The following is a 17,636-nucleotide window of genomic DNA, read 5'->3' as shown; positions in this document are numbered from 1 at the left end:
GGTCGATGTGACCGATGGTGCCGATGTTGACGTGCGGCTTGTTGCGCTCGAATTTGGCCTTGCCCATAGCGTGATCTCCTGGGGCGTCCCTTTATTTCTTCTTGATGATTTCTTCGGCCAGGCTCGCGGGAACCTGCTCGTAGTGGTCGAACTGCATGGTGAACGTGGCGCGGCCCTGGGTGCGCGAACGCAGATCCGTGGCGTAGCCGAACATGTTCGACAGGGGCACGTGGCACTTGATGACCTGCGACCCCACGCGGGATTCCAGGTTGGAGACGCGCCCGCGCCTGCCGTTGAGGTCGCCCATGACGTCGCCCAGGTACTCGTCGGGCGTCACCACCTCGACGTTCATGATGGGTTCGAGCAGCACAGGAGTGGCCTGACGGCAAGCTTCCTTGAAGGCCTGTGAACCGCAGATGTAGAAGGCCTGCTCGGAGGAGTCCACCTCGTGGAAGGAGCCAAAGACCAGCTTGACCTGCACGTCCACCACGGGGAACCCGGCCAGCACGCCGGACTTCAGGGCGTTCTGGATGCCCTTGTCCACTGCGGGGATGTATTCCTTGGGGATCACGCCGCCCACGATGGAGTTCTCGAACTCGTAGCCGCCGTCGCTCTTGGGGCCGACTTCCAGCACCACGTGGGCGTACTGGCCGCGGCCGCCGGTCTGCTTGACGTAGCGGTTCTCGTGCTTGACGAGTTTGGTGATGGTCTCGCGGTAGGCGACCTGGGGAGCGCCGACGTTGGCGTTCACGTTGAACTCGCGCATGAGGCGGTCCACGATGATCTCCAGGTGCAGTTCGCCCATGCCGGCGATGAGGGTCTGGTTGGTCTCCTCGTCGGTCTTCACGCGGAAGGAGGGGTCTTCCTTGGCGAGCTTGGCCAGGGCCTGCGACAGGATGTCGCGGTCGGTCTTGGTCTTGGGCTCGATGGCCACCTCGATGACCGGCTCGGGAATGTTGAGCGACTCCAGGACCACGCCGCCCTTTTCGTCGCAGAGGGTCTCGCCGGTGGAGGTGAGCTTCAGGCCCACGGCGGCCACGATGTCGCCAGCCAGCGCGACCTTGATGTCCTCACGCTTGTTGGCGTGCATTTTCAGCAGACGCCCGACGCGCTCCTTCTTGCCGGTGGCGGCGTTGAGCACGAACATGCCGGTCTCGATCTTGCCCGAATAGATGCGCAGGAAGGTGAGGTGCCCGATGAACGGATCGCTCATGAGCTTGAAGGCCAGCGCGGCCAGGGGCTTGTTCGGATCGCAGGGGCACTCGATGCGCTCTTCCTCGTTGTCCGGGTTCATGCCCACGATGGGGGGAATGTCCACGGGGGAGGGGAGGAAATCCACCACGGCGTCGAGCAGGGGCTGCACGCCCTTGTTCTTGAAGGCGGAGCCGCAGAGCACGGGCACGATGGAGAGGTTGATGACGGCCTTGCGGATGCCGGCGCGCAGTTCCTCCGGGGTGAGCTCTTCGCCGCCCAGGTACTTCTCCATGAGGGCTTCGTCTTCCTCGGCGATGGCTTCGAGCATTTCAAGGCGCAGCATGTCATACTGGTCCTTGAGCTCGGCGGGCACGTCGACGATATTGTATTCCTTGCCCTTGGTGGTGTCGTCGAACACGAAGGCCTTGCCGGTGATCAGGTCGACGATGCCCTTGAACTCATCCTCGCGGCCGATGGGGATCTGCAGGGGCACGGCCTTGGCGCCGAGACGCTGCTTGACCATGTCCACGCAGCGGAAGAAGTCGGCCCCGATGCGGTCCATCTTGTTCACGAAGCACATGCGCGGAACGCGGTAGCGCTCCGCCTGACGCCAGACGGTCTCGGTCTGGGGTTCGACGCCGGCCACGGCGTCGAAGACGGCCACGGCCCCGTCGAGCACGCGAAGCGAGCGTTCCACCTCGATGGTGAAGTCCACGTGGCCCGGGGTGTCGATGATGTTGATCCGGTGATCGCGCCAGAAACAGGTGGTGGCGGCGGAAGTGATCGTGATGCCGCGCTCCTGCTCCTGGACCATCCAGTCCATGGTAGCCTGGCCGTCGTGGACTTCGCCGATCTTGTGCGAGACGCCGGTGTAGAAAAGAATGCGCTCGGTGGTGGTGGTCTTGCCTGCGTCAATATGGGCCATGATGCCGATATTGCGCTGGCGCTCGATAGGTACTGGTTTGGACACGTCTGGCTTCCTCTATCCTACCACCGGTAGTGGGCGAAGGCCTTGTTGGCGTCCGCCATGCGATGGGTGTCTTCGCGCTTCTTCACAGCGCCGCCGCGGTTGTTGAAGGCGTCCAGCAGCTCGCCGGAAAGCCTGGCCACCATGCCCTTCTCGCCGCGCTTGCGGGCGTTGCCGATCAGCCAGCGGATGGCCAGGGTGGTCTGGCGCTCGGGGCGCACTTCCATGGGCACCTGGTAGGTAGCGCCGCCGACGCGGCGGGGCTTCACTTCCATGTGCGGCTTCACGTTGGCCAGGGCCTTTTCGAAGGCCTTCAGACCTTCTTCCTGGGTCTTCTCGGCCAACTGCTCGACCGCCGTATAGAACACGTTCTCGGCGGTGGACTTCTTACCGTCGAGCATAAGGCGGTTGATGAACTTCTTCACCAGCACGCTGCTGTAGACCGGATCGGGCAGGATCTGCCGCTTGGCGACGGGACCTTTGCGGGGCATGGGTCGTTACCTCAACTTATTTGGGGCGCTTGGCGCCGTACTTGGAGCGGCTCTGACGACGGTCGGCGACGCCGGAAGTGTCCAGGGTGCCGCGGACGATGTGGTAGCGCACGCCGGGAAGGTCCTTCACGCGGCCGCCGCGGATCATCACCACGGAGTGTTCCTGAAGGTTGTGGCCTTCGCCCGGGATGTAGCTCGTCACCTCGATGCCGTTGGTCAGGCGCACGCGCGCGACCTTGCGCAGAGCCGAGTTGGGCTTCTTGGGGGTGGTGGTGTACACGCGGGTGCACACGCCGCGGCGCTGCGGGCAGGCTTGCAGAGCCGGGGTCTTCTTGCGCTTGGTCTGCTTCACCCGCTCTTTGTTGATGAGCTGGTTGATCGTGGGCATGCTTCGCTCCGTTCGCGTTGTGAATTTTGCAAGGGCGCACGGCAGTAGACAAAAATCCCGGTCCTGTCAAGCGGGCTCCGGGAGGAATGCGCCGACACTGGACTGCGCGGAGAGACCTGCCCTCCCGTTCAGTCACTGGCCGCGGAAAACCGTGCGACTCGCTGAAAGCAGGTCTTGATAGCAACCCGCCGAGGCGTTGGCAAGAGATTTCGGCCGAATTCCCCTCCGATTCTTCAGGAGCTCAGCTTCTGTACGGAACTTGCCTTCTTCGATACGGATGGATTAATTTGCACCCGCATGAACTCTTTTCCAGGTTTCCGCAGGTTTCGGACCATGGCAGACCCCAGGCCTCCCTCTCCGGACTCCCGACTTGGCGTGGCTGCGGCGCGCTCCATCTGGGTCGTCGCCTTCGGAGCCGCCCTGACGCTCCTGGGGATCACCGCCTTCAGCATCCAACAGGACCATTCCAGCACGCTCCGTGAGTCCCGGGCCTTCCGTTACGCCCTGGCCCAAACCGCCGACGCGCAGTTTTCCGCCAACCTACGCCTGGTGGACGACCAGTTGGCGAGGATCGCCCGCGAGGCGGTCCTGCTCCCCCTGGACTCCCCTGCCCTCCTGCAAAAATGCATGGCCCTCAAGGAGGCGTTCCCCTTCATCGAGACCATCGGCCTCCTGGACCCGGCGGGCATCCTGCGCGGCTCCTCCGTGCCCGAAGCCGTGGGCATCGGCCTCAGCCACCGTTCCTTTTTCAAAGTGCATCAGGGCTCCAAGATCGATGCGCTGTTTCTCTCGGAACCTTTCGACGCCTTCGTGGGCGGTCAGCTCATGGCCCTGTCCCGGCCCATACTTAGGCCGGACGGTGAATTCCTGGGCGTTGTGGCCGTCGGCATCAATCCGGACTTCTTCATCACGCCGCTTTCTGCGGCCATCTCCGGGCGCAACGGGTCGGTTGTGCTCCTGGGTCGCGACTATGTCATCAGGCTGCGCGTTCCCTTCCTGGAGGGTCAGGCCGGGCGCTCCGTGAAGGGCCTGCCGACCACCGAACAGTTCATGGCCTCCGGCCTGGATTCCGCGGATTACCGGGTGGTCAACACGCTCGACGGACTGGAGCGACTCGTCACCTTCCACCGCCTCGCACACCCGGGCGACCTCGTGCTGGTGGTCTCCGAAGACCGCGCCCAGGTGCTCGCCCAGTGGCGCGTGAAGGCCTTCATCAATGCCGGATTCTGCGCGGCGGGCATCATTCTGGTGCTCCTGCTGGCCCTTTTTGCCCGTCGCTGGCTGAGCGACGCCACCCAGGTGGACGCCGCCCGGCGCCGCCAGGACGCCCTGTTCGGAACCCTGCTCCACAACCTCCCCGTGGAGGCCTGGGCCAGAGACCGTGACGGTCGCGTCATTTTCCAGAGCGATTCCTGCGTAAAGGCCTGGGGGGATCTGCGCGGCCTGCCGTTCGAGGCCGAGGGCATCCCGGAGATCACCTTGCGGCGTTGGGAGGCCAACAACCTCCGGGCTTATGGCGGGGAGACCTTCACCGTCCAGGACGAGCAGACGCTCCCAGGCGGATCGAAGAGACAAGTCCAGACCGTTCTCGGGCCCCTGCCGGACGTCGACGGCTGCACCATCGGCATCCTGGGGATCAACATCGACATCACCGAGGCCTGCCGAACCGAGGACGCCCTGCTTCGCTCCCTGCGCGAGAAGGAGTTGATGTTGCGCGAAATCCATCATCGCGTGAAGAACAACCTCCAGATCATCTTGAGCCTATTGAGCCTCCAAGCCGACACGAATCCCGACGATGAACGCTCCGGACTTTCCCGTGTCCGCGACCGCATTCTTGCCATGGCCCTCGTCCATGAGCACCTTTACCGCTCGGAAGACCTCTCAGCCGTGCACATGGACCATTACGTCCCCGCGTTGGTGCAACACATCGCGGACGCACACCGCCAACCCGAGGGAATCGTCGCGCTGGACATCGAGGCTCGCGACGTTCGCCTGACCATCGAGCGCGCCATCCCCCTGGGGCTCCTGATCAACGAACTGGTCACCAACGCCTTCAAGTACGCCTTCGCAGGTGGGCGTAGAGGGAGGCTGGAGGTTTCCCTGCTCCCTGCAGGAGATGGCCGGGCCGTGCTGCTCGTGGCCGATGACGGCCCAGGCATGCCCGATGAACGCCTGCTCGAGTCGGGCGGAACCCTGGGACTGCTGCTCGTGCGCAGCCTGGCAGACCAGCTTGAGGGCGAGTTGCACCTGGACTCGACGCGAGGCATGCGCTACTCGGTCGAATTTCGTACCCAATGATGCGCTGATCCCGAGTCGCCCGCCCCCCTCTCTTCTGCGCTCGACCGCTTATCCCTGAAGCCGATGCTCGCGGGATTTCTCCGAGGCGCCCTCCGACGGAGTCAAGACCAGTGATTGCATGGCATGCAGCGGCACGAAGCCCTTCTGTATGGTGAACTCCGCCATGCGAGGGAATATCCGAAGGCATGCTTTACGACCATTGCAGGTTCCTCCCGCCCTGCCCCGCTGCCCTTCGCCTTCCGGGCCACGACCGGATGTCGCAGGGCGACATAAAAAAGGCGGCCCTTTTCAGGGCCGCCATGTGAGGATCCGTCTGCCTGGAGCTTACTGGTCCAGGTAGGAGGCGGAGGTTTCCTCCAGGTCGTCCACGAAGCGCTCGGGGCGTTCGGGCTGTTCGGGCACCTCGATCTCGGTGTCCATGTAGCGGCGGTAGCCGGTGCCGGCGGGGATGAGGCGGCCCACGATGACGTTTTCCTTGAGGCCGCGCAGGTGGTCTTCCTTGCCCATGAGGGAGGCTTCGGTGAGCACCTTGGTGGTCTCCTGGAAGGAGGCGGCGGAGATGAAGGAGTCCGTGGAGAGGCTGGACTGGGTGATGCCCAGCACCAGGGGCTCGGCCACGGCGGGCTTGAGGCCCTCCTGCATCACGCGGGCGTTCTCCTCCATGAACTTGGCCTTGTCCACCTGTTCGCCGATGAGGAAGTTGGTGTCTCCGGAATCGGTGACGGCCACCTTCTTGAGCATCTGGCGCACGATGATCTCGATGTGCTTGTCGTTGATGTTAACGCCCTGGAAGCGGTACACGTCCTGGATTTCTTCCACCAGGTAGCGCGCAAGAACCTTCTCGCCCTTGATCTTCAGGATGTCGTGCAGTTCGGGGTTGCCTTCGGTGAGGCACTCGCCGGCTTCCACGAAGTCGCCCTCCTGGGCCGTGATGTGCTTGCCGCGCGGCACGAGGTAATCCTTGGGGTCGCCGGTCTCGGGGGTGACGATGACCTTGCGCTTGCCCTTGGTCTCTGGGCCGAAGGAGACGATGCCGTCGATTTCGGAGACCACGGCGAGGTCCTTGGGTTTGCGCACCTCGAAGAGCTCGGCCACGCGGGGAAGGCCGCCCACGATGTCCTTGGTCTTGGAGGATTCGCGAGGCTTGCGGGCCAGCACGTCACCGGCCTTCACGGGCTCGCCGTCGCGGATCATGATGATGGCGCCCACGGGCAGCTGGAAGATGGCCGCCGAGTTGGTTCCCGGGCGGATCTTGGCCTGGCCGTCGTCGCCCACCACGGTGATGGTGGGGCGATAGGGCGTGGTGCGGTATTCGATGATGGTCTGGGTGGCGCGCTTGGTGGCGTCGTCCACCTTCTCCTGGTAGGTCTTGCCTTCGATGATGTCGGTGAATTTCACCATGCCTTCGACGTCGGTGACGAAGGGTTCGTTGAAGGGGTCCCATTCGGCGAGGATCTGGTCCTTCTTGATGACCTGTCCGTCGGTGACCATGAGGCGCGCGCCCGAGGGCAGGGAGTACTTCTCGCGCTCGCGGCCCTGGTCGTCCACGATGGACACCTGGCCGGACTTGCCCAGGACGATCTGCACGCCTTCCTGGTTCTTCACCAGCTTGATGCGGTGGAGCACCGCGCGGCCGGCGTGCTGCGCCGGGATGGACGACTTTTCGATTTCGCGGGCCGCCGTGCCGCCGATGTGGAAGGTGCGCATGGTCAGCTGCGTGCCGGGTTCGCCGATGGACTGCGCGGCGATGATGCCCACGGTCTCGCCCACGTTGACCAGGTGCCCGCGCGCCAGATCTCGGCCGTAGCACATGGCGCACACGCCCTGCCCGGACTGGCAGGTGAGCGTGGAGCGGATGGTCAGGTTGGGCAGGCCCAGCTCCTCGATGCGCAGGGCCCAGGTCTCGTCCACCACCGTGTTGGCGGGGATGAGCACCTCATAGGTCTCGGGGTCGAACACGTCGAACATGACCACGCGGCCCAGGGCGCGCTCGGCCAGGCGCTGTTTGATCTCGCCCGACTTCTCGTAGTGCTTGATCTCCAGGCCGTCCACGGTGCCGCAGTCGATCTCGGTGATGATCACGTCCTGCACCACGTCCACGAGGCGGCGGGTGAGGTAGCCGGAGTTGGCCGTCTTGAGCGCCGTGTCGGCAAGGCCCTTACGAGCGCCGTGGGTGGAGTTGAAGTACTGCGCCACCGAGAGGCCTTCACGGAAGTTGGACGTGATGGGCGTTTCGATGATCTCGCCGGAGGGCTTGGCCATGAGGCCGCGCATGCCCGCGAGCTGGCGCATCTGGTCGGGGTTGCCTCGCGATCCGGAGTGGGTCATCATGAAGATGGCGTTGAAGGAGGTGTTGCGCTCCTCCTTGCCGGACTTCTCGTCCACCATGAGGTCGGTGGAGATCTCCTTCATCATCTCGGAGGCCACGTCGTTGGTGGCCTTGGTCCACACGTCCACGACCTTGTTGTACTTTTCCGTGCGGGTGATGATGCCCTCGGCGTACTGCTGCTGGATCTCGTCCACCTCGTTGGTGGACTTCTCCAGGATCACGGCCTTCATGCGCGGGATGGTCAAGTCCTTCACGCCGATGGAGACGCCAGCGCGGGTGGCGTACTCGAAGCCCAGGTCCTTCAGGTGGTCGCAGAGGAGCACCGTGGCCTTGGTTCCGGCCAGGCGGTAGACCTCGCTCACAAGGCGGCCGATGGACTTCTTGTTGAGCACGGTGTTCACCAGCTCGAACGGGGCCTCGGGGGGCAGCAGCTCGCCCACCATGATGCGTCCGGGGCTGGTGAGCACCAGCTTGCCGTCCATGCGCACCTTCACCCGGGCGTGCAGGTGCACGATGCCTGCATGGTGCGCGGTGATGCACTCCATGGGGTTGGCGAACACCTTGCCTTCGCCGGGCTGGAAGCTGCGCTCCACGGTGAGGTAGTAGAGCCCCAGCACGATGTCCTGGGAGGGCACGATGATGGGGTTGCCGTTGGCGGGCGAGAGGATGTTGTTGGTGCTCATCATGAGCACGCGGCACTCGATCTGGGCCTCCACGGAGAGGGGCACGTGCACGGCCATCTGGTCGCCGTCGAAGTCGGCGTTGTAGGCGGCGCAGACCAGGGGGTGCAGCTGGATGGCCTTGCCTTCCACCAGGGTGGGCTCGAAGGACTGGATGCCCAGCCTGTGCAGCGTGGGGGCGCGGTTGAGCATGATGGGGTATTCGCGCACCACGTCTTCAAGGATGTCCCAGACCACCAGTTCTTCGCGTTCCACCATCTTCTTGGCGGTCTTGATGGTGGTGGCCAGGCCCTTCTCCTCCAGCTTGGCGTAGATGAAGGGCTTGAAGAGTTCCAGGGCCATCTTCTTGGGCAGACCGCACTGGTGCAGCTTCAGCTTGGGGCCCACCACGATGACGGAACGGCCCGAGTAGTCCACGCGCTTGCCCAAGAGGTTCTGGCGGAAGCGGCCCTGCTTGCCCTTGATCATGTCCGAGAGGGACTTGAGAGGGCGGCCGTTGGTGCCCGTGATGGCGCGGCCCCGGCGGCCGTTGTCGAACAGGGCGTCCACGGCCTCCTGAAGCATGCGCTTCTCGTTGCGGATGATGATGTCCGGCGCGCCCAGCTCCAAGAGCCGCTTCAGGCGGTTGTTGCGGTTGATCACGCGGCGGTAGAGGTCGTTCAGGTCCGAGGTGGCGAAGCGGCCGCCGTCCAGGGGGACCAGGGGGCGCAGCTCGGGCGGGATGACAGGAATCACTTCCATGACCATCCACTCGGGCTTGTTGTTGGACTCCAGGAACGCCTCGACGATCTTCAGGCGCTTGATGATCTTCTTCTTCTTGGTCTGGGAGCGGGTGGTGAGCGATTCCTCGCGCAGCTCGGCCCGCAGCTTGGCCAGGTCGATCTCCTCGATGAAGGAGCGGATGGCCTCGGCGCCCATGCCCACGGTGACGGCGTCCTCGCCGTAGTGGTCGATGATCTGGAGGTACTGGTCTTCGCTGATCACCTGGAGGCGCTGGAGGTTGGTCTCCTTGGGGTCGATGACCACGTAGGAGTCGAAATAGAGCACCTTCTCCAGGTCCACCATGGTCATGTCGAGCAGGGTGCCGATCTTGGAGGGCAGGGTTTTCAGGAACCAGATGTGGGCCACGGGAGCGGCCAGTTCGATATGGCCCATGCGCTCGCGGCGGACCTTGGAGGCGATGACCTCCACGCCGCACTTCTCGCACACGATGCCGCGGTGCTTCATGCGCTTGTACTTGCCGCAGTTGCACTCGTAGTCCTTCACGGGGCCGAAGATCTTGGCGCAGAAGAGGCCGTCGCGCTCCGGCTTGAAGGTGCGGTAGTTGATGGTCTCGGGCTTCTTCACCTCGCCGAAGCTCCATTCACGGATCTTCTCGGGGGAGGCGATGGATATCTTGATGGCCTTGAGCGTGCGGCTGGAGAGCTGCGTGGCCGCTGTGCCTCTCAGGCTGAACAGGTCGTCCAGGGACATGGTCACCCTCGCGTGGTTGTTGGGTCGTCCAGTCTTCGTATCGTGGCCGGTCCCCGGGCGAACCCGGGGACCGGATCAATCGGCGCGTCGTCGGGCCTTGCCCCTAGCGGCGGGCGGCGGCCTTCATCTTCTTTTCGTCCTGGATGAGGTCCACGTCCAGGCCAAGGCTCATGAGCTCCTTGACCAGAACGTTGAAGGACTCGGGCAGCCCCGCTTCCAGGAAGTTGTCGCCCTTGACGATCTTCTCGTACATCTTCACGCGTCCGCCCACGTCGTCGGACTTGACGGTGAGGAACTCCTGCAGGAGGTACGAGGCGCCGTAGGCCTCCAAGGCCCAGACTTCCATTTCGCCCAGGCGCTGGCCGCCGAACTGGGCCTTGCCGCCCAGCGGCTGCTGGGTGACCAGCGAGTATGGGCCCGTGGAGCGGGCGTGTATCTTTTCATCCACCAGGTGGTGGAGCTTCAGCATGTACATGATGCCCACGGTGACGGAGCGGTGGAAGGCCTCGCCGGTGCGTCCGTCGTAGAGCCTGGCCTTGCCGTCCTCGGGCAGGCCGGCCTTCACGAGCCAGCCCCAGATCTCTTCCTCGGAAGCGCCGTCGAACACCGGGGTCTTGCAGACGATGCCCTGGCGCAGCTTCTTCACGGCGGCCACGAATTCGGCGTCTTCCAGTTCGTCCACGAGCTTGTCGGTAAGGGGCGATTCGAAGGTCTTTTTCACCTGCTCGCGCAGGTCCTTCACGTGCAGGCCCTGCTCCACCATGGTGGCCAGCTGGTGTCCCAGTTCCTTGGCGGCCCATCCGAGGTGGGTCTCCATGATCTGGCCGATGTTCATGCGCGAGGGCACGCCCAGGGGGTTGAGCACGATGTCCACAGGGGAGCCGTCGGCGAAGAAGGGCATGTCCTCTGCGGGCAGGATGCACGAGACGACGCCCTTGTTGCCGTGGCGGCCGGCCATCTTGTCGCCCACCTGGAGCTTGCGTTTCACGGCCACATACACCTTGACCATCTTGATCACGCCCGGGGGCAGATCGTCGCCTTCCACGGCCTTGCCGCGCTTGGACTCGTAGACTTCCTTCACGAAGCGCACCTGGCGATCGTAGGATTCCAGCAGGTCCGCGATGCGGTCGTTGATGTCCTTGGACTGGAAGAGGTTGGCCAGCTTCTTCACGGGCAGGGTGTCGAACACGTCCTGGCGGATGGGGTGTCCGGCCTCCACGAGCACTTCGCCCTTCTTCTTGCCCATGAGGGTCTGTCCGATGGACTTGCCCTGGGCGAACTCCCAGATGCGCGCGCGCATCTGGGTGGTGATGCCGTCGATGTGCTGGCCTTCCTTGATGTCGATCTTGTTGAGCTCGGCATCCTCGATCTGCTTGGTGCGGTCGTCCTTCTCGCCGGAGCGGCGGTTGAAGACGCGCACGTCGATCACCGTGCCCTCGATGCCTGGCGGCACCTTGAGGGAGGTGTTCTTCACGTCGCGGGCCTTGTCGCCGAAGATTGCGCGCAGGAGCTTCTCTTCGGGGGTGAGCTGGGTTTCGCCCTTGGGGGTGATCTTGCCCACCAGGATGTCCTCGGGCTTCACCTTGGCGCCGATGCGGATGATGCCGCAGTCGTCGAGGTTCTTGAGCATCTCCTCGCCGACGTTGGGGATGTCCCGGGTGATTTCCTCGGGTCCCAGCTTGGTGTCGCGGGCCACCACTTCGAATTCCTCAATGTGCATGGAGGTGAAGACGTCTTCCTTCACCACGCGCTCGGAGATGAGGATGGAGTCCTCGAAGTTGTAGCCGCACCAGGGCATGAAGGCCACGAGCAGGTTCTTGCCCAGGGCCAGCTCGCCGTCGCGGATGCCGGGGCCGTCGGCCAGCACGTCGCCCTTTTTCACGCGCTGGTTCACCAGCACGCGGGGCTGCTGTCCGAAGCAGGTGTTCTGGTTGGACTTGTGGAACTTGAGCAGTTCATAGGCCTTCACGCCGCCGGTATGGGGCGAGAGGCCGTTGTCGTAGCGCACCACGATGCGTTCTGCGTCGGCGTAGTGCACCACGCCGTTCTCCTCGGCCAGAAGGCAGGAGCCCGAGTCCTGGGCCACCGCGCCTTCCATGCCGGTGCCCACCAGGGGCTGGTCGCACCGGATGAGCGGCACGGCCTGGCGCTGCATGTTGGAGCCCATGAGCGCGCGGTTGGCGTCGTCATGCTCCAGGAAGGGGATGAGCGCTGCGGACACCGACACGATCTGGCCGGGCGACACGTCCATGAGCGTGACCGTCTCGATGGGCACGGGGAGCTGGTCGCCCTTGATGCGCCCGTTGACGAAGGGGGTCATGAAACGGTTCTCGGGGTCCAGCGGCGTGGAGGCCGCCGCCACCACCTCGTCGATCTCGCGGGTGGCGTCCATGTAGACCACTTCGTCAGTGACCTGGCTGTCCTTGACCACGAGGTAGGGGGTCTCGATGAAGCCGAAGTCGTTCACCTTGGAGTAGGTGGTCAGGGAGACGATGAGGCCGATGTTCGGCCCTTCCGGCGTCTCGATGGGGCAGATGCGGCCGTAGTGGGAGGTGTGCACGTCGCGCACCTCGAAGCCCGCGCGCTCGCGGGTAAGGCCGCCGGGGCCAAGGGCCGAAAGCCTGCGCTTGTGGGTGACCTCGGAGAGCGGGTTGGTCTGGTCCATGAACTGGGAGAGCTGGGAGGTCCCGAAGAACTCCTTGAGCACGGCCGCCACCGGCTTGGGGTTGATGAGGTCATGGGGCATGAGCGTGGCCACTTCCTGGAGGCTCATGCGTTCCTTGATGGCGCGCTCCATGCGCACGAGGCCGATGCGGTACTGGTTCTCCACCAGTTCGCCCACGGGACGAACCCGGCGGTTGCCCAGGTGGTCGATGTCGTCGGCGGGGCCGTGCGAATCCTTAAGGTAGATCAGGTGCTTGATCGCCTTGAGGATGTCGTCGTTGGAGAGCGTGCGGAAATCGAGCGGCTGGTCGACCTTCAGGCGCGAGTTGAGCTTGTAGCGGCCCACGGGCGAGAGGTCGTAGTAGTCCGGGTTGCGGAAGAGGTTCTCGAAGAAGTTGGCCGCGATCTCCGGAGTCGGGGGCGAGCTGGGGCGCAGACGGCGGTAGATCTCCACCTGGGCGGCGGTGATGTCGGCGGTCTTGTCCAGCAGGAGGGTGTCGCGCAGCGAGCTGGAGACGTCCATGCCCTTGGTGAAGAGGGTGGGGATGGAATCCACGCCCAGGTCGCGCAGGCGTTCGATGAGCGCGGGCGTCAACTCGTCGCCGGGTTCGCAGACCACCTCGCCGGTGTTGGGGTCGGCAAAGTCCTTGGCCACGAAAAGGCCCTCGAGCGACACGGGGTCGACGGGGATGCGGTCGATGCCCGCTTCCTGGATGAGCCGCCAGGCGCGCTTGGTGATGGGCTTGTCGACGCCGGCGATGACCTTGCCGTCTGTTCCGGAGATGTCGGACCAGGCCTTTTCCTTGCGGTAGTACTGGGGCTGGACCTCGCGGAAGACGCGGTCGCCCTGGAAGAAGTAATGCTCGATGTCGTAGAAATAGGAGAGAATATCGGTCTTGGACATCCCCATGGCCTTCAGGAGGATGGTGGCCGGCATCTTCCTGCGGCGGTCGATGCGGACGTAAAGGATGTCCTTGTGGTCGAAATCGAAGTCGAGCCACGATCCGCGCATGGGAATCACGCGGCAGGAATAGAGCACCTTGCGGGAGGTGTGGGTCTTGCCGGAGTCGTGCTCGAAAATGATGCCGGGCGAGCGCTGGAGCTGGTTGACGATGACGCGCTCGGTGCCGTTGATGATGAAGGTGCCCTTCTCAGTCATCAGGGGAACGGTGCCGAAGTAGATCACCTGTTCCTTGATGTCGCGGATGGTGCGGTTTTCGGTCTCTTCGTCCACGTCGTAGACCACGAGGCGGACCTTGATGCGCAAGGGAGCTTCAAGCGTGAGGCCCTTGGAAATGCACTCGGGAACGTCGTATTTGGGTTCCCCGATTTCGTAGTTGACGTATTCGAGGCTTGCGGTCTTGTTGAAGTCCTCAATGGGGAAGACGGAGCGGAACACGCCCTCCAGGCCGGCGTCGGCACGGGAGGCAGGCGGAACGTCGCGCTGCAGGAAGAGATCGTAGGAGTCGACCTGCAGGTTGAGAAGGTGGGGGATGGTAACGGAGTCGTCGACCTTGCCGAAACTCTTGGTCAGCTGGGCCATTGTTCCCTCGAAGAGAAGTGGTGTTGAGCCGCCGGACAGGCCGGACGGCCTTCACGGAATTCCGGGGCGTTCCCGGTCTGGCCTGGGCCTCGATGCCCTATATATTTAACCCGCCGGAATCATTGGCGATTAGCGGGATTGCAAACGAAAGCGCGAAAGAGCGCACTCCCCCCTTGCGGGGGGTGCGCTCTTTCGGGTCGATGTGTTGTCTTGCAACAATCTACTTAATTTCGCAAGTGGCGCCGGCCTCTTCAAGCTGCTTCTTGGCGTCTTCGGCGTCGGCCTTGGACACGGCTTCCTTCAGGGTGGAGGGCAGGGTGTCGACCTTGTCCTTGGCTTCCTTCAGGCCCAGGCCGGTGAGGGCGCGCACAACCTTGATCACGTTGATCTTGTTGGCGCCGGAGCCGGTGAGGATCACGTCGAACTCGGTCTTCTCTTCCACTTCGGCGGCGGCTTCGGCGCCGGGCATGGCCATCATGGGCATGGCGGCCATGGGGGCGGCGGCGGACACGCCGAACTTCTCCTCAAGCTCCTTGATGAACTGGGAGAGCTCGAGAACGGTCATATTGGCGATGAAATCGACAACCTGCTCTTTGGTCACGTCGGACATTGCGTCTTCTCCTTCAGGGCGCTTTGGCTTAAGCGGCTTCTTTTTTGTCTTTGAGGGCCGTGAGCACGTTCAACACGCCACGCATCACGTTGGCCAGGACGGACACGAAGTTCGTGGGCACGGCGTTCATGGTCCCAAGCACCTGGGCCAGCAGCTGAGGCTTGCTGGGCAGCATGGAAAGGGCCTTGAGTCCGGCCTCGTCGATCACCTGGCCCTGCAGGCTGGCGAATCGGACGGAGAACTTCTTGTTGGTTTTGGCGTAGTCGACAAGGGCCTTGGCGCAGGCGACAGGGTCGTCGTAGCCGAATGCCACGGCGCACTGCTCCTTGAACCGTTCCTTGATCGAGTCATGCGGGCTGCCGGTCAACGCGATCCGGGCCAGGGTGTTCTTGACTACCTGGAAATCAACCCCCGCGTCGCGGAGTTTGACTCTCAGGCCAGTCACCTCTTCCACCGTCAGGCCCTTGAAATCGGTGACCACGGCAATGCTCGCGCGACCAGCCCGATCCTTGATTTTCTCAATGATCTCGGCTTTTTCTTCGCGAGTTTGCAAGGTCTGCCTCCTCCAGGGTTATAGGGTGGAAGCAAGCCAAAGCGGCATGCCTCGGCGGGCTATTAAGGGGCCAAACCCCACCCGCTGTCATTGACTTACTTCCGGGTAAACTCTAGCCTTCGAGAAACTTCTTCACCGTGGTGGTGTCGATCTTGAAGCCAGGCCCCATGGTGGTGGCCACGGCCATGGACTTCAGATAGGTGCCCTTGGCCGCGCTGGGCTTCAGGCGGATCACGGTGTCGAGCAGCGCCTTGAAGTTTTCGAGAATCTTGTCCGGGCCGAAGCTCTTCTTGCCCAGCGGGGCGTGGAGCACACCGGCCTTGTCCACGCGGAACTCCACGCGACCGGCCTTGAGCTCCTTCACGGCGTCGGTGACGTTCATGGTCACGGTGCCGGTCTTTGCGTTGGGCATCAGCCCGCGGGGGCCGAGAACGCGTCCGATCTTGCCGACCAGGGCCATCATGTCCGGGGTGGCGACGGCTTTGTCGAAGTCGAGCATGCCGCCCTGGATCTGCTCCACCAGGTCTTCGGCGCCCACGATGTCGGCGCCGGCGGCCTTGGCTTCGGCGACCTTGTCGCCCTTGCAGAACACGGCCACGCGGATGGTCTTGCCCAGGCCGTGCGGCAGGGTGACGGCGCCGCGCACCATCTGGTCGGAGTATTTGGGATCGACGCCGAGGCAGACGGCCACGTCCACGGTCTCGTCGAACTTGGCGGGGCCGGCCTCGATCGCCTTCTTGACGGCGTCGGAGAGGTCGAACTTCAGTGTCTGATCGACGCCTTCGACGGCGGAGCGGTATTTCTTTCCGTGCTTGGGCATGGCGGTATTCCTTTTTAGCTCACGACGTCCAGACCCATGCTGCGAGCCGTTCCCATGATGGTGTTCATGGCGGCGTCCAGGTCCTTGGCGGTCATGTCCTGCATCTTGAGCTTGGCGATCTCCTCGACCTGGGCGCGAGTCACCTTGCCGACCTTGTTCTTGTTGGGCTCGCCGGAGCCCTTTTCCACCTTGGCGGCCTTGACCAGCAGCACCGAGGCCGGGGGGGTCTTGGTGATGAAGGTGAAGGAGCGGTCGGCGTAGACCGTGATGACCACGGGGATGGTCATGCCGATCTGGTCCTGCGTCTTGGCGTTGTACGCCTTGCAGAACTCCATGATGTTCACGCCGTGCTGGCCCAGGGCGGGGCCGACCGGGGGCGAGGGGTTGGCCTTGCCGGCCGGCAGCTGCAGCTTGATTTTGGCGACTTCTTTCTTGGCCATGGTCGTGTCGTCCTTTGATCGGGAGGCGGACCGGGAGGCCCGCTAGTTTTTGGTCACCTGCACGAAGTCGAGCTCGACGGGGGTCTGGCGGCCGAAAATGGACACGGAGACCTTGAGCTTGCCCTTGTCGTAGTTCACGTCCTCCACGAGGGCGTTGAACCCGCCGAAAGGCCCGTCGATGACCCGGACCTCGTCGCCGCGGTCGAAATTGAACTTGGGACGCGGCTGCTCCTGACGGCTTTCCATCAAGGAGAGCACGCGCAGGGCTTCGGAGTCGCGCATGGGGGTCGGACGGTTCTTTCCTCCGACAAACCCGGTGACCCTGGGAATTTCTTGGACCAAGTGCCAGGACTTGTCGTGCATGGCCATCTTGATCATCACGTAGCCGGGGTAGAACTTCCTGGTAGAGGTCCGCTTCTCGCCCTTGACCAGTTCGATCACCTTCTCGGTAGGTACGACCACCTCTTCGATGGCCCCTTCGTCCTGCCCCGTACGCATCATTTCGCGAATGGTCTGCTCCACCCTGTTCTCGAACCCGGAATAGGTGTGGACGATGTACCAACGCGCCTTGGACTCGTCGGGCGCAGGGATGTCGAGCGTGTTCTCGGTCATGACAAGATGTACTCGATCAGTTTGGAAAGCCCAAGATCGACGATGCCCAGAAAGAGGGTCATCACGACCACCAGGACAAGCACTGCCACGGAGGTGGTGATGGTCTCCCGCTTCGTGGGCCAGGTGACCTTCTTGATCTCCACCTTGGACAGTTCGAGGAATTCCTTGAACTCCTCGACTTTGCCCGTCACCGAAGACGCGGCGGAGGTTTCATTCTCCGCCGCATCGCCGGTTTTCGCCTTTTTTGCGGCCATTTGCGCCTACCGGGAAAGATGGCAGGGCAGGAGGGATTCGAACCCACAACCCTCGGATTTGGAGTCCGATGCTCTGCCGTTGGAGCTACTGCCCTGCGTTATACGGCCCGACTATTTAGCCTCGCGGTGCACGGTGTGTTTCTTGTCCCAGGGACAATACTTTTTCACCTCGAGCCGTCCGGTCGTATTCTTCTTGTTCTTTTCCGTCGCGTAATTCTTGCGCTTGCACTCGGTGCACTGCAAGATGATGTTCAGGCGCATTGTCCTACTCCATGATCTCGGTCACGACACCGGCGCCAACGGTACGGCCGCCTTCGCGG

Annotated in this window: 13 protein-coding genes and 1 tRNA gene; 1 reads left to right on the top strand and 13 read right to left on the bottom strand. The window is 63.4% G+C overall.

Annotation, left to right across the window (positions count from 1 at the left end; translation table 11 throughout):
• Window positions 1-91 precede the first annotated feature (91 nt).
• Genes fusA through rpsL form a run of 3 tightly spaced genes read right to left on the bottom strand, consistent with a single transcriptional unit; the run spans window position 92 to window position 3,040 of the window.
• Window positions 92-2,164: an elongation factor G gene (fusA, locus tag ACV4UX_RS11780; RefSeq protein WP_491593473.1), complete on the bottom strand. Its 2,073-nt coding sequence runs from the start codon at window positions 2,162-2,164 to the stop codon at window positions 92-94.
• 17 nt (window positions 2,165-2,181) lie between these two features.
• Entirely contained in the window at window positions 2,182-2,652 is a 471-nt protein-coding gene (gene rpsG, locus ACV4UX_RS11775; protein WP_491593472.1) for a 30S ribosomal protein S7, read from the bottom strand.
• Between the two features lie 16 nt (window positions 2,653-2,668).
• Window positions 2,669-3,040, bottom strand: coding sequence for a 30S ribosomal protein S12 (rpsL, locus tag ACV4UX_RS11770; RefSeq protein WP_491593471.1), 372 nt, complete (start codon window positions 3,038-3,040; stop codon window positions 2,669-2,671).
• Between the two features lie 333 nt (window positions 3,041-3,373).
• On the opposite strand from rpsL, the gene ACV4UX_RS11765 reads away from it, so the two are divergent.
• On the top strand, window positions 3,374-5,338 hold the full coding sequence (locus tag ACV4UX_RS11765) for a sensor histidine kinase (protein ID WP_491593470.1): 1,965 nt from the start codon (window positions 3,374-3,376) through the stop codon (window positions 5,336-5,338).
• A 324-nt stretch (window positions 5,339-5,662) separates the two neighbouring features.
• Here ACV4UX_RS11765 and rpoC read toward each other — a convergent pair whose 3' ends face one another.
• From rpoC to rpmG, 10 genes are all read right to left on the bottom strand, one after another.
• Window positions 5,663-9,820: a DNA-directed RNA polymerase subunit beta' gene (gene rpoC, locus ACV4UX_RS11760; RefSeq protein WP_491593469.1), complete on the bottom strand. Its 4,158-nt coding sequence runs from the start codon at window positions 9,818-9,820 to the stop codon at window positions 5,663-5,665.
• A 103-nt stretch (window positions 9,821-9,923) separates the two neighbouring features.
• On the bottom strand, window positions 9,924-14,027 hold the full coding sequence (gene rpoB, locus ACV4UX_RS11755) for a DNA-directed RNA polymerase subunit beta (RefSeq protein ID WP_491593468.1): 4,104 nt from the start codon (window positions 14,025-14,027) through the stop codon (window positions 9,924-9,926).
• A gap of 220 nt (window positions 14,028-14,247) precedes the next feature.
• Window positions 14,248-14,637 (bottom strand): 50S ribosomal protein L7/L12, encoded by a 390-nt coding sequence (gene rplL / locus ACV4UX_RS11750; protein WP_491593467.1) that lies wholly within the window; start codon window positions 14,635-14,637, stop codon window positions 14,248-14,250.
• A gap of 28 nt (window positions 14,638-14,665) precedes the next feature.
• Window positions 14,666-15,190 carry a 50S ribosomal protein L10 gene (gene rplJ, locus ACV4UX_RS11745; RefSeq protein ID WP_491593466.1) on the bottom strand — a complete coding sequence of 175 codons (525 nt, stop codon included), beginning with the start codon at window positions 15,188-15,190 and terminating at the stop codon, window positions 14,666-14,668.
• Window positions 15,191-15,302: 112 nt separating this feature from the next.
• A complete protein-coding gene (gene rplA / locus ACV4UX_RS11740) occupies window positions 15,303-16,010 on the bottom strand; it encodes a 50S ribosomal protein L1 (protein WP_491593465.1) in 708 nt (235 codons plus the stop codon).
• 14 nt (window positions 16,011-16,024) lie between these two features.
• A complete protein-coding gene (gene rplK / locus ACV4UX_RS11735) occupies window positions 16,025-16,450 on the bottom strand; it encodes a 50S ribosomal protein L11 (protein ID WP_173087252.1) in 426 nt (141 codons plus the stop codon).
• 42 nt (window positions 16,451-16,492) lie between these two features.
• On the bottom strand, window positions 16,493-17,062 hold the full coding sequence (nusG, locus tag ACV4UX_RS11730; protein ID WP_491593464.1) for a transcription termination/antitermination protein NusG: 570 nt from the start codon (window positions 17,060-17,062) through the stop codon (window positions 16,493-16,495).
• Window positions 17,059-17,316 (bottom strand): preprotein translocase subunit SecE, encoded by a 258-nt coding sequence (secE, locus tag ACV4UX_RS11725; RefSeq protein WP_173087254.1) that lies wholly within the window; start codon window positions 17,314-17,316, stop codon window positions 17,059-17,061. The genes nusG and secE overlap by 4 nt, the downstream gene beginning before the upstream one ends.
• Before the next feature lie 19 nt (window positions 17,317-17,335).
• Window positions 17,336-17,411: transfer RNA gene (locus tag ACV4UX_RS11720), tRNA-Trp, on the bottom strand.
• Between the two features lie 16 nt (window positions 17,412-17,427).
• A complete protein-coding gene (rpmG, locus tag ACV4UX_RS11715) occupies window positions 17,428-17,577 on the bottom strand; it encodes a 50S ribosomal protein L33 (RefSeq protein ID WP_173087255.1) in 150 nt (49 codons plus the stop codon).
• Window positions 17,578-17,636: the final 59 nt, after the last annotated feature.

It is taken from the genome of Fundidesulfovibrio sp. (assembly GCF_058402725.1).
This window is presented reverse-complemented; position numbering and strand designations above follow the sequence as displayed.